This is a genomic window from Peptoniphilus grossensis ph5 (genome assembly GCF_000311825.1).
Taxonomy (GTDB): domain Bacteria; phylum Bacillota; class Clostridia; order Tissierellales; family Peptoniphilaceae; genus Peptoniphilus_A; species Peptoniphilus_A hominis.
In genome coordinates, this window is sequence record NZ_HE978566.1 from 554,382 (window position 1) to 567,764 (window position 13,383).

General features: G+C 30.4%; 12 protein-coding genes. 1 reads left to right on the top strand and 11 read right to left on the bottom strand.

The window, feature by feature from the left end; genetic code table 11:
- Window positions 1-107: 107 nt before the first annotated feature.
- The 11 genes from hprK to crcB form a co-directional block, all read right to left on the bottom strand.
- Entirely contained in the window at window positions 108-1,019 is a 912-nt protein-coding gene (gene hprK, locus HGPG_RS02570; RefSeq protein WP_019124493.1) for an HPr(Ser) kinase/phosphatase, read from the bottom strand.
- Window positions 1,009-2,871: an excinuclease ABC subunit UvrC gene (uvrC, locus tag HGPG_RS02575; RefSeq protein WP_019124494.1), complete on the bottom strand. Its 1,863-nt coding sequence runs from the start codon at window positions 2,869-2,871 to the stop codon at window positions 1,009-1,011. The genes hprK and uvrC overlap by 11 nt, the downstream gene beginning before the upstream one ends.
- The gene (locus tag HGPG_RS02580) at window positions 2,872-4,659 is read right to left on the bottom strand and encodes an aminopeptidase P family protein (protein ID WP_315969237.1); all 1,788 of its coding nucleotides are present in this window, start codon (window positions 4,657-4,659) and stop codon (window positions 2,872-2,874) included.
- 81 nt (window positions 4,660-4,740) lie between these two features.
- Window positions 4,741-5,313: a hypothetical protein gene (locus HGPG_RS02585; RefSeq protein WP_019124496.1), complete on the bottom strand. Its 573-nt coding sequence runs from the start codon at window positions 5,311-5,313 to the stop codon at window positions 4,741-4,743.
- A gap of 48 nt (window positions 5,314-5,361) precedes the next feature.
- Entirely contained in the window at window positions 5,362-5,745 is a 384-nt protein-coding gene (locus HGPG_RS02590; RefSeq protein ID WP_019124497.1) for a hypothetical protein, read from the bottom strand.
- Between the two features lie 212 nt (window positions 5,746-5,957).
- Window positions 5,958-6,188, bottom strand: a complete 231-nt coding sequence (locus tag HGPG_RS02595) for a hypothetical protein (RefSeq protein WP_019124498.1) — start codon at window positions 6,186-6,188, stop codon at window positions 5,958-5,960.
- Window positions 6,189-6,759: 571 nt separating this feature from the next.
- Window positions 6,760-8,136 (bottom strand): M56 family metallopeptidase, encoded by a 1,377-nt coding sequence (locus HGPG_RS02605; RefSeq protein ID WP_019124500.1) that lies wholly within the window; start codon window positions 8,134-8,136, stop codon window positions 6,760-6,762.
- Window positions 8,133-8,516 carry a BlaI/MecI/CopY family transcriptional regulator gene (locus tag HGPG_RS02610; RefSeq protein WP_019124501.1) on the bottom strand — a complete coding sequence of 128 codons (384 nt, stop codon included), beginning with the start codon at window positions 8,514-8,516 and terminating at the stop codon, window positions 8,133-8,135. Before HGPG_RS02610 ends, HGPG_RS02605 begins: the two co-directional genes overlap by 4 nt.
- A 209-nt stretch (window positions 8,517-8,725) precedes the next feature.
- Window positions 8,726-10,801 (bottom strand): sensor histidine kinase, encoded by a 2,076-nt coding sequence (locus tag HGPG_RS02615; RefSeq protein ID WP_019124502.1) that lies wholly within the window; start codon window positions 10,799-10,801, stop codon window positions 8,726-8,728.
- Complete coding sequence (locus tag HGPG_RS02620; RefSeq protein WP_019124503.1) at window positions 10,801-11,499, bottom strand: response regulator transcription factor; 699 nt, start codon at window positions 11,497-11,499, stop codon at window positions 10,801-10,803. Before HGPG_RS02620 ends, HGPG_RS02615 begins: the two co-directional genes overlap by 1 nt.
- An 84-nt stretch (window positions 11,500-11,583) precedes the next feature.
- A complete protein-coding gene (crcB, locus tag HGPG_RS02625; protein ID WP_019124504.1) occupies window positions 11,584-11,946 on the bottom strand; it encodes a fluoride efflux transporter CrcB in 363 nt (120 codons plus the stop codon).
- 84 nt (window positions 11,947-12,030) lie between these two features.
- Here crcB and HGPG_RS02630 point away from each other — a divergent pair, with 84 nt between their 5' ends.
- Complete coding sequence (locus tag HGPG_RS02630) at window positions 12,031-13,350, top strand: uracil-xanthine permease family protein (RefSeq protein WP_019124505.1); 1,320 nt, start codon at window positions 12,031-12,033, stop codon at window positions 13,348-13,350.
- The last annotated feature ends 33 nt before the right edge of the window (window positions 13,351-13,383 follow it).

Here is a 13,383-nt window from a genome sequence, read left to right on the forward strand (position 1 = left end):
GAATTATGAAAGATGTTTCATAATGTGGAATTATATTTTTTTTGTAAAATTTTTGTTAATCATTTATAAATATAAATAAAAGAGCACTTACTTGTGCTCTTCAAATTTTACTTTAATTTTTTTAACATTCTCTCATTAAGAGCAGTAGCTGGATTGTAGCCCAATTCCTTTTGCTTATAATTCTTTGTAGCAACTTCAATAATAAGTGCAGTATGCCTACCTGGTTTTACTGGAATGTCAAACTTAACTACATCTATTCCCAAAATATTTTCATAATTATTGTCAAGTCCAAGTCTCTCATATTCTTTGGACTCATCCCAATCTTCTAAATTTACTACAACTTCTATTGCCTTTTCTTCCATGACAAAGCCTATGCCAAACATTTTTTGAATGTCGATTATCCCTACTCCCCTAATTTCCATAAAATATTTTGTAATATCAGGAGATTTTCCTATTAATTTTTTGTCAATATTTTTTATGATTACGGAGTCGTCAGAGATGAGCCTTGCACCATTGGAAATTAAATCAAGGGCAGTTTCACTCTTTCCAATTCCGCTTCTTCCTGTTATTAAAACACCAATGCCAGATATATCAAGTAAAACTCCGTGCATTCTTGTAGTTGGCGCCAGTGCCTCGTCTACTAAAGAAATTATTTTGCTAAATATTTTTGAAGTTGTGTCATGACTTCTTATTATTGTGACATTGTATTTTTCTGCCAAAAATTTTGCTTGAGGAAAGATCATATTATTTCTAGAAAATACAACTACAGGTATGTTGTACTTAAATAATTTTTCCAAAGTCGAAAATTTTTCCTCATCATTCAATGAATTTATATAATGCCACTCCTGTGTGCCAATAAGCTGTATTCTATCTTTTACAAATTTTGAATAGTAGCCACAAAGTTGAAGACCTGGTCTATTGATGTCGCTGTTTTTAATTTCAATTTTATCGTAATCAGTTGATTTGTGAATAATTTCAAAATTTAGTTCCTCTACTATATATTTTAATTTAACTCCCATTTTTTGCTCTCCTAAAATGTTCATAAATTGATTCTGCACTTTTTTCGTTCATTGACTCAACTTCCATAAGCTCCTGGATGCTTGCTTTTTTTATTTTGTCAATGGATTTAAAGTGTTTCAACAAATTTTCCTTTCGTTTTGGACCTATTAATTTTATATCGTCAAGCTCTGACTTAAACATTGTCTTGGACCTGAGATTTCTGTGATAATTTATTGCAAACCTGTGAGCTTCTTCTTGGATCTTGTAAATCATTTTATAGGCTCTGGAATTTAAATCAACATTAAATTCCTTATTGTTATAAATAATGCCACGAGTTCTGTGAAAGTCATCTTTGACAAGTCCACAAATTTCAATATTTAACTTCAATTTATCAAGAATTTCCTTTGCTGCATTTACTTGACCCTTGCCGCCATCCATCATTATAAGGTCTGGAAAATTTGAAAAGGAAGAATTTTTGTCCTCTTTCTTTTCTTCTACCCCTCTTCTAAATCTTCTTTCAATTACTTCCTTTAAACTTGAATAGTCATCTGGACCTATGACACTTTTTATCCTAAATTTTCTGTAGTCGCTCTTTTTTGCATCTCCATCTTCAAATACAACCATAGACCCAACAGATTCAACACCTGAAATATTTGAAATGTCATAGGCTTCAATTCGCCTTGGTCTTTCCTTTAGACCAATTAAATCTTTTATCTCTTCTAGTGCCAACCTATTTGATTCAGCACGCTTTTTGTACTTGTCTCCATACTTTTCAATCATGTCAAGGGCATTTCTCTTGACCATTCTCACTAATTCTTTTTTGTCGCCCTTTACCGGAACAGTTATGGTAACTTTATTGCCTCTCTTTTCACTTAGCCAATCTTCTAGCACCTTAATATCAATGGGCTTTTCTTCTATAATAATTTCCTTTGGAATATAGGATGCTCCAATGTAAAACTGTTTTAAAAATGAAGAAAAAATTTCCTCATAGCTGTCATTGTAATAGTCCCTTATCATATAATGCTCTCTGCCAATAATTTTTCCATTTCTAAAAAAGAAAATTTGGATTAAAACTTCGTCTATTCCCTTGGCAAGGGCGATTATGTCCTTGTCGTCGCGAGCTTCAGGATCACTTATAAGTTGTCTTTCCTTTAAGTACTCTAAATTTTTAATCCTGTCGCGAATATCAGCAGCATTTTCATAATCAAGATTTCTCGAGTAATCCATCATTTTTTCATGAAGTTTATCTATTAATAGGTTGTCTGAACTTGAAAGAAAACTTAAGACTTCCTCTACCATGACATTATAATCTTGGTCCTTTACATTTCCTATGCAGGGTCCAAGGCATTTTCCAATGTAATAATTTAAACAAGGTCTATAATTTTTTTCTTCAACATTTTCTAAATTCAAATTGCAGGTCCTTAGAGGGTAGAGTCTCTCAAAGCTTTCGATTGATTCATTTACTGCAAAGACATCGGGATAGGGTCCAAAATACTTTGCCCCATCCTTTAAAATCCTTCTTGTCTTCATGACTCTTGGAAATCTCTCGTTGACCTTTACCTTGATGTAAGGATACTGCTTGTCGTCACGCAAGAGAATGTTATATTTTGGGAGATTGTCCTTAATTAAATTGGACTCAAGGACAAGGGACTCCACTTCATTTTCTACAATAATGTACTCAAAATCATGAATTTTTGAGACCATGCTGGCAACTTTTTTGGAGGACTTTCCATAAGAGCCAAAGTATTGTCTCACTCTTTTTCTAAGAGACTTGGCCTTGCCAACATAAATTATCTCATCTAATTCATTTTTCATAATATAAACTCCAGGTTTATCTGGAAGTTGGTCAAGCCTTTCTCTTAAATCTAACAATTATCTACTAACCTCTTTCGTCGATTCTCTTAAATAATCTAAAACTTCTCCATGTAAATGTGGACTTAACTTATCAAAAACTTCTCTGTGATAAGAATTTAAAACCTCTATCTGCCTATCTGTAAGTAAATTTACATCAATTGCCTTGAGTTCAAAGGGACAAAAAGAAATTGTCTTAAACTTATTAAAGACTGAGTCATGAGTTTCGCAGTCAAAGACCACCCTCATGATGTTTTCAATTCTTATACCATGCTTATTTTCCTTGTAGACACCAGGCTCATTGGAGACGATCATGTTTTCCTCCATCCTAACAGCTGGGTCTCTTGGAGAAATTCTGTGTGGTCCTTCATGAACTGAAAGGACAAAGCCAATTCCATGACCTGTACCGCACTTGTAGTCCATCCTGTCTTGCCACAAGGCATATCTGGCAATGCCATCTAAGGCTAAATCATAAGTTCCCTTTATAAATACTGCGTCCATTAAATCTATGTGACTCTTTAAAGTCATTGTGTAGTCGTGAATTTCTTCCTCTGTAAGGTCTCCCATGGCAATAGTTCTTGTTATATCTGTTGTCCCAGAATAGTATTGTCCACCTGAATCCACAAGGTAAAATCCCCTTGACTCAATTACAGCTTGGTCCTCTTCTCTGGCATGATAGTGCATCATGGCTGCATTTTTTCCATAGGCAGAAATCGTATCAAAGGAATTTGAAATGTAAAGTGGATCTTCTGCACGCATAGAGTCAAGCATCATAGCTGCATCATATTCGCCAATTTTATTTTTTGCATTTTCCTTTAACCAGTAGATGAACTTAAATAAAATTGCTCCATCCCTTATATAAGTATCTTCAAGATTTTTTATTTCAGTTGCATTTTTTATTACCTTTAAATTTTCTGAAATATTATTGCCAAAAATTATTTCATTTTTTTCGCAGATGCCCTTATAAATTTTTTCGTTAATTGAGTTTGGATCTAGATAAATTTTTCTTTCTTCATAATTTTTTAGATAATCATAAAATTCTGAGTAATCTCTTAATTCAACAAAATCTGCAATTTCTCTTTCAATCTTTTTAGTCTTTTCTCTGTCAGTAAATAGAATTACCTTTTCAGCTTCTATAATCATAAAGGAAATTAGAACTGGCGTGTCCTTTATATCCATGCCGCGAATATTAAGAGTCCAGGCAATGTCAACAAGTGAAGAAACTATAGTCATGTCAGCTTTTTTATCTCTTAAAATTTTTCTAATTTCAGAAACTTTTTCTCTTGCAGACTTTCCTGCATACTTTTCGTCAAGCAAAAATGCATCATCCTTTGGAAGAGGATACCTGTCTTTCCAAAGGTCAAAAATTAAATCTGCATCAACAATTTTTACATTTTTATCTTTTAATTTCTCTTCCAAAGATGAAAAACTTTGGTGAGAAAAATATTCTGCATTTAAAGCAAGAGTCATGCCTTCTTTAATATTCTCACTTATCCAATCACTGTAGTTTAAAACACCAACTTGACCTTCTTTTTGAAGTTCAAAGCCAAAATCTTTTATTTCTTTTGTAGCTTGGATGAAGTACCTACCGTCAGTCCAAAGATATGCCTCGTCTATGGTTATGACAGCAGTTCCTTGTGAACCAGTAAAGCCTGTGACAAATTCCCTCTCCTTATAAAAATCTGGAAGGTATTCAGATCCATGGGGGTCCTTTGACGGAATAATATAAAAATCTATATTTTTTTCTTTCATTATATTTCTAATTTCATTTAAAATCACAAAATCACATCCTAAGTCATATATTATCACAAGGATAAATTTGAGCAAAGAAAAAAGTCCGGTGAAATAATTTTCCACTGAACTTTCTTGTCTTTATAAATTTTTAATTTACTAAATTTTTTCGACAATTAAATTAATAAATTTTTCATTGCCCTTAATTGGCAAATAAATTTCATCTTTTTGAAATTTTAATAGAGCATACTTATTGCCAAAAATAGTTTTATTTTTAAAGTCCACAAGATCCTTTCTTTCATAAGTTTTATTGTTAAAAATTACTTTATCATCCTTTATGACAATTCTCTTGAGCATTAAATCAAGGAAAACAAAAGTAATTATTAATAAAAGACAACTTTTCATTAAATTTTCATAAGACATTAGTAATGACAATAATTCACGAGAAATATTTTCATTGATATTTTCTGCAAAATTTAGAACCATATCTCTAATTTGTGGGAATAAAAATTTTGAAAAACTTATTTTATAGCCAGCTCTTAGAGCATCAAAAAGGCAGCCCATAAATTTCATAGCAAAGTAAAGCCATATTAAAATGCAAAATAATGCAAAAAACAAATAAAGTGGATTTAAATTGTTGTAAATTTTATCTTGATTGTATTTTCTAGTTCTTTTCTTTACTCTAAAATTTAAAAGCAAAATCATAAAGCAAATAAAAACAATAAATTCCATTATTTCGCCTCTTCTTAAATCTATGAACTTTATTATTAAAATAAAATTTTATTTAAAATCCTTTGGCTCGCCGTAAAAGGTTATTGCATTTGATTCCTTTTCAAATTTAATTACCTTATCCTCTGAAATGGCAAAATAAAAGGTCTTTCCATTTAAAAAAATATATTTGTTGAAGTTGTTGTCTTCTAGTTTGTATATCCTCTTGTCTTCATCCTCTTTAAAATTGCCTTTCTCTATAAGGCTTCCATTACAAAAGATATAATAGACATTTTTCTCACTATCAAAAGACATTGAATAAAAGTCTCCATTGGAATGCACATAAGTCCCTTTCAAGAGAGGAACCATGGGCTCTTGCTTTAAAATAATTGTAGAACACAAGAGAATAATATTAAGAACAATTGAAATTTTAAAAAGTAAGTTTTTTTTATTCATTAGAAAAATCCCCCTTTTTATTTTAGCAATAAGCTTATTATTACTTTTTCAAATTATATAATTGACGTTTTATTTATTCGATTTCTTACCTTTTTCTTAATCAATCATAACAGTTTTTTCAACCTTAATATATAAAATTACTTTATCTTTGTAAATCATTAAAAAGATCGGTGAAATGATTTTCCACATAACTTTCTTATTTTTCAATTTTCTTATTTATTTGATTCAGTATAGATTTGCGTAGGTCCATCGGCAGCACCAATCATTTCCAATTCGCCATCTCGAGTCATTTTATTCCACTCATCTTGTGAAATATTTCTATTGATTAACTTTTCCATTTGAGTTTTTGTCAAGCCTTGATTCTCTTTTGCAATAGTTTTATTTACGAAAAATCCTGCAAAAAATGACAAACAAATAAGAAAAATAGCTAAACCTTTCTTCAAAATATCACCTCCTTTTATAGATTTCTAGCATTTGTTGTTATGCTAAATCGACTGCTTTCTCCCATAATATTTTTAAAATAAAAAGTAATATACAATACCCCACCATGTGTAACTAATATATACTAAAAGGAGTAGTAGTATTATCAATATACTTTTAATTATAAAATCTTTATTATCCTTGGAATTTTTCTTACTGACATAAAAATCTATAGTTTTATATCCGCCAAATAAAATAGGAATGTTAATTATAATGCACATTAAATTTAGATAAGTGTTTATAAATTTATCGGAACCTAAAAACTCAATATTATATTTCCTGCCTAAGAATTTAAGACTAGCAAATAATATTAAACTTATTATTGAAATTCCATACATAATTCTTTTTTTATTAGACCGTCTATTTAATAAATAAACTAAAATTAAGTATATTATTATACTTAATATATATATTAAAAGCTGTTTTGTCCTCAACTTGTATCTCCTTTCAATGATTAATAAATAAGTTTACACTTTCTTACCTATTAATTTTGAAATATAATTATTACTATATTTTTTATTATTTATAAGTTTTTTACTCCTCTCGCCATAAACTTATATTTATTTTATAAGTCAATGGATTATCTGACTCATTATCTATAGTAACTCTATAATTACTTTTACTGTTTGCTCTGATTTTTAAATTTACTCCTTGATAGTATCTTGATTCATATATTATATTTCCATTTTCTTTTATTACCATCCTATAATCCACACCACCTCTGCAATACATTTCACTTGTCCTTATAGTAAATCCATTGTGATCTCTTCCTGAAATTGAAGTCATATTAAATGTATAAAAATCACTGGAAGCTCCTGCTAGTGTTCTTTTTTCATCTATATTTGCTGATCTCAAACCATTAGTTGAAATTTCATATAAGTCTAAGTTTTCATACTCTTCATCTGTTATTTCTTCCACTCTATTTTCCACATTTACATAAACTTCCTTTATTCCCTCTGTATCTGATATAACTTCATTTTCGTCTACTTCTACGGCATTAGTAAACACTGGTATGTATAAGAATAATAAAAATATTAAAGTAAAGGTGCCTGACAACGTCTTTTCCCAATTTTTTATAGTCAACATTCTTTCCTTAGTTGGGCTTAAATTTAAAACAAATTTATCATTTTCTCTTTGTCTTTCTATTATTTTAAGCATTGACTGGCAATAATTTTTTCTATTTTCTTGGCTATCTCCTATTTTTTCTATAACTATTTTGTCACAGTTTATCTCTATATCTTTCTCAAAATATTTTAAGCTGAGTATTAAAAAGGGATTGTACCAATAAAGGCATATTATTAAATTTTTTAAGTGACTTAATAAAATATGATATCTTTCTATATGCACTAGCTCATGAGTTAACACATGGTCTAATAAATCCCAGTCTTTTAAAATGCTTTTTTGTAATATTATTTTGGGTCTAAATATTCCATAAGTTATAGGCGTGTCTAAGTCATCATTTATATAGATTTTTACTTCTCTTTTTATATTAAATTTTTTTAGAGCATTGTTTAAATGAGTCCTGTCTTTTAGTTCAAGAGAATTACTCAAGGCTTTTTTAAACTTTATAAATTGATATAGTGTATAGATAATGACTAAGCTTGATCCCACTATCCTATTAAATCGTGATATTGATGGGAAATTATAGGTTATGTAAATTGCTGCTTGATTTATCAATATTGATGGCGCAAAAATTGTCTTTATAAACTTTGAAGCTTCATAGGTTTTTACACTAAATAAAATATCTTTTGGAAATATTAAATATAATAAAAGAAGAGTCCATAATATAATATTTGCTCCCTTAGTGCTTTTTAAGTTTAATCTCTTTCTAAAAAGTAAAATCAAAATTAATATTATTATTGACTTTAAACTTTTATAAAGGACTGCTGAACCTACTATACCTATTCTCATTTTTCTTCCTTATCAAAATCTTTAAGAAGATTTTTTATCTCTTTAATTTCTTCTTCGCTTATTTTATTGTCCTTTAAAAAGGTCCTGCAAAAACTTATAAAGGATCCTTGAAATAATTTATCTATGGCTTCTTCTCTTTGTTTTTGCAAGGCTTCTTCTCTTGTGACTATGGGTTTTATTGTGTACTTAGGATACCTTCTTGTTATTGCTCCCTTTTCTAAGAGCCTGCCAAAAAATGTGTAGCAAGATGTTTTACCCAGATTATATTTTTCCTTTAATACTTTGGATAATTCTAGGGCTTGGATTTCTCCATTTTCATCTAGGCATTCTCCCTCCCACAAAACTTCCATTACCATAAGTTCTCCATTTGATAGTTCCATTTTCTCACCTCTTGTTTTTTATTATTGTTGATGTTTATATTTTCATCTTGAGTATATATTGTTGCTTTAGCTTTGTCAAGTTAAAGAAAAAAGTCCGGCGAAATTATTTTCCACCGAACTTTCTTCTGCATTGTATTTTAGAATCCTTTTAAGCTAATTTATTATAATTCTTTTAAGATTACTTATTAAAATCCTTTAAAATTTTTGTTTTAAAATTCTATGGTAACCTTAAATAAGTCTCCGTCAATTTCTATGTCAAAGCTTGCACCGTGAGCTCTCACAAAGGATGAGGCTATTGATAGTCCAAGACCTGAGCCTGATGTTGTCCTTGACTTTTCTCCACGAGTGAATCTTTCCATAAGTTCTTCTGCAGAAATGTTAAGTGGATACTTGGAAATATTTTTTATAGTTAGTTTTACTCCATCTTCGTCAATTAAATCTACATAAACTCTTGAGTTTTCTAGGGCATACTTAGAGATATTTGAGAATAAGTTGTCTAAAACTCTTGAGAATTTTTGTCCATCAATGCTAAGCATTATTTTATCTTCAGGAAGATTTGAAATTATCTCAATATTATTTTCTTTAATTTTATCTTCCCACTCGCCTATTGACTGTTGAACAAGAGAATTAAAGTCAAGCTCTTGCCTATCTAGTTCAATATTATTTGATGTCGCCTTTGAAACTTCAAATAAATCTTCGATTAAGACCTTTAACTTGTTGGACTTTTCATTTATTATTTTTGAATACTCCTTGACTTCATCTTCTGTATTATCATCCTTAGATAAGAGGTCTGAATAATTAATTATAGATGTCAGTGGAGTCTTTAAGTCGTGGCTCACATTTGTAATGAGTTCTGTCTTTAATCTTTCAGATTTTACTGCATCTTCAATGGCAAGGTCTAGGTTCTCTCCAATATTGTTAAAGTTGTCGACTATGCCATCATAAAGGCCACCCTTTTTTTCAATGTTCTTTTTATAATTACCCTTGACAATTTCAGTGGACTCTCTGGAAATTCTTGCAACTTCATTTATATTTTTCATCAATATATAATAAATGAATATGCCAAATAATATCATTGGAATTACTATTCCTTCAAGATCAGAGGAATATAATGATGCAAAGAAGAGGAATGCTATAAACAGCACAAAACAAATTCCAAAATAAACTAGGGTAAATTTAATTTTTGCATTTTTAATATTTATATTTTCTTCATCTATATTTGAAAATTCTGAAATAGCACCAGTAAAAATTCTATAAATTAGAGAATTTTTAAGAAGATAATTTTCTGTATTCTTGTTAAATATGCTCTTTAATAAAATTACCAAATAATTTACTGTTAGTGAAACAATTACAAGACCAATTAAATATAAGAAATAGAAAATATACAAATTACTGTAAATTTGATTCATGCTTGATATCCCTGCAGCAGAAAAAGCAAATATTACAAATAGAATAATCACAAGTTCTATTGGGAGTTTGAAAACTTTCCTCAAGCTTTCGCTGCCGTCAACTTTTTCCATATTCATAAATATTCCAAGAAGAAGAGATAATATTGCAGCTATTAATACGCTTACTCCAATTTGCACAAAAACTTGGTCCTTAAATACATCTCTTTCAATATCTTTAAAAACTTCATCGTCTAATGATGTGTAATAAGCAAACTTTAGATTTTTAACATTATTATTACTATTTAATTTACTAAAGGTTTCATTTAGAGCCCCTTTAAAAGACTTGTCGATAAAATTATAGTCACTATCCATAAGTCTTTTACTTTTTTGAACTTTATCAATCACTATACTATCATCAATTACCGAACCAGTAATCAAAAAGTCATTATTTCCCATTTCAATTTCTAGGGGATCAAATTCATTTTTTTCATATTCATTAGTTAGGTAAAAAGTTTTATATTCAGATTTTATTTCTGGTTGGTCTATCATGCCTTCATCCAAATAAAGTTTTGGGTCAAGTCCCTTTTCTTTTAGGGCATCTTTTTTCTTTTGAGCTTCTATTACTCCTCTATCTGTAACAACATTTCCGTTTTTGTCAAAATATTTTAACTTATAAGACTTTATAGCATAGTTAAATTCTTTATAACTACTATAAAAATCATCATTGTCATTTACTGACATATTTAGAGTGTTATAAATCCTATTTTCTGTCATTATTCTTCTATAAGAAGAATCAGGATTCTTAGAAAATAAAAGTCTACCTGCTAAAAGTGATACTAGTGAAATTGCTAAAATTATTAAAGCATAATAGCTAAGTTTGTAAGAATTTTTTTTCATTATTTTCGCCTCAAATCTTCAAATTTATATCCAAGTCCCCACTGAACTTTTAAGTACATTGGTTTCTTTGGATTTACTTCGATTTTCTCTCTAATTCGTCTAATGTGAACTGTCACAGTCTTTGCCTCCATGGCTGGTTCATTCCAGACACTTTCATAAATTTCTTCAATGGAAAAGACCCTGTTGGGATTCTTCATCAAGAGTTCCAAAATTTTAAACTCTATAGAAGTAAGTGCCACTGGCTTGTCCTCCACATAGGCAATTTTTTGCGACAAGTCTAATTTAATGCTGCCTATTTCAATAAAGTTTCTGTCATTTTTTAAATCATAGGCATAAAATCTTCTCAAGTTGCTCTTAACACGAGCTATGAGCTCCATTGGATTGAAGGGCTTTTGAATATAATCATCAGCGCCAATATTTAGTCCGAAAATTTTGTCAGTGTCCTCTGATTTTGCAGATAAAATAATTATTGGGACTACAGAAATTTCTCTAAGCTTAATAATAGCTTCTTCGCCAGATAAATTTGGCATCATAAGGTCCATTATAATTAAGTCAATTTTTTCATTTTTAAAAATATCTAGGGCTTCAAGTCCATCATAGGCGTAAAAAATATTAAAATTTTCATTTTTTAGATAAATTCCAATTGACCTTGCAATTTCCTTGTCATCCTCAGCAATTAAAATATTGTATTTATCCATTACATCCCTCCTCTGCCATTATAATAGCAAATAATAATTACAAAAAAGTCTTCAAAATTCTTACAAATTTCTTAAATTATAATTTTAAAATTTTTCTAGTATTAAAATCCTTGCAAAGTAAATTCCTATAAGCGATAAAATTATGCTAATTAAGGCGTAAAAAATTGAAAGGTTTAAATTCCCATTCTTTTCTAAATTAAATATTTCAAAGGCAAAAGTTGAGAAAGTTGTAAAACCTCCGCAAAAGCCCACCTTTAAAAATAAAATTAATCTAGGATCTAATTTATTTTTCTCAGCGTAAAAGGCAATTATTGCTAAGAAAAAAGCTCCCACTACATTGATTATAAGGGTGGCAAGGGGAAAATCTCCACAACTATTTATCTTGTTACTTAAAAAATATCTAAGACTAGAACCTAAGGCTCCACCTAGGGCTACAAATAAATACATTTTTTGCTCCTTTCTATTATTGTATGACAAATGCTTATGTGCTAAAATCATTTTGTTATAATTATATTAAAAAAGGAGTTTATTGTGAAGGAATACAATGTAATGAAACTTGAATACGAAGTTGATGACAAACCAAATTTTTTAAAGTCCTCCCTACTTGGATTTCAAAATATTTTGACTGCCTTTAGTGGAATTATTGCAGTTCCACTTAGTATTGCAGCAATAGCTGGCACAAATGTCGCCGAGACTTCTGTGCTTATCTCTGCTGCCTTACTTGCCTCTGGTATCTGTTCTTTTATTCAAACTAAGGGCATATTTAAGGGCAAGGTCAAGGTTGGTATTGGTCTTCCAACAATTATGGGAACAGACTTCGGCTTTGTGCCACCTGCCAATGCGGTAATAAATACTATGGGTGGCGGTCTTGCAGGTTATTTTGGTGCAACTATAATGGGTGCCCTTTTAGAATTGATTTTAAGCTTTTTTATTAAGCCCCTTCTTAAATTTTTCCCAGAAGTTGTAACAGGAACTGTTATTACTCTAATTGGAATTACAATGATGCCCGTTGCCTTTGACTGGGTTGGAGGAGGTTATGGTGCAGAAAATTATGGCGACCCACTCTTTATTGGGATTGCTGTCTTTACCTTCCTACTTATAATTTTTATAAATCACTATGGCAGAGGTTTTGTAACGACGGCGTCAGTTTTTATAGCCATGATTATTTCCTACATTATTTGTATTCCACTAAAACTTGTAGATTTTTCACAAGTTGCTGCAGCTCCATGGATAAGAATGCCAGAAATTTTTCCCTTTGGAGTTAAGTTTGATTTAAAATTTGTAGTTCCTTTTATTGCAGGTTATCTTGTAACAATTATTGAAACTGTAGGAGTTATGAAAACTTTGGGAACAGTGTGCGAAGTTGACTTATCTGATGGAGACATTGCAAGTGGTGTTAGGGCTGATGCCATTGGGTCTATGCTTTCTCCAGTCTTTGGTTCAGGTGCAGCTCAAACCTTCAGCCAAAATGTTGGACTAATTCCACTTACTAAATGTGCATCAAAAAAGGTCGCTCTCTATTCTTCTTTTATCTTGATTATTATGAGCTTTTGCCCTAAATTTGCAACTCTTGTTTCCATTATGCCTACACCAATTCTTGGTGGAGCTGGAATTCTGATGTTTGGTACAATTATTGGCTCTGGGATGCAAGCTCTTAGTAAGGCAAAATTTTCTACAAAAAATATTATGATAATAGCTGGAGGAATCGGGGTTGGAATTGGAATTACAATGAGACCTGACATAGTGGCGAAACTTCCTAGCTTAATAGCTGCACTTTTCTCATCAGGCATATCTGGTGGAACTATTGTTACTGTAATATTAAACATCTTACTTGTAGACAAGGAATATTAAAATTAAACTGCCCTCTTGGCAGTTTTTTTTGGC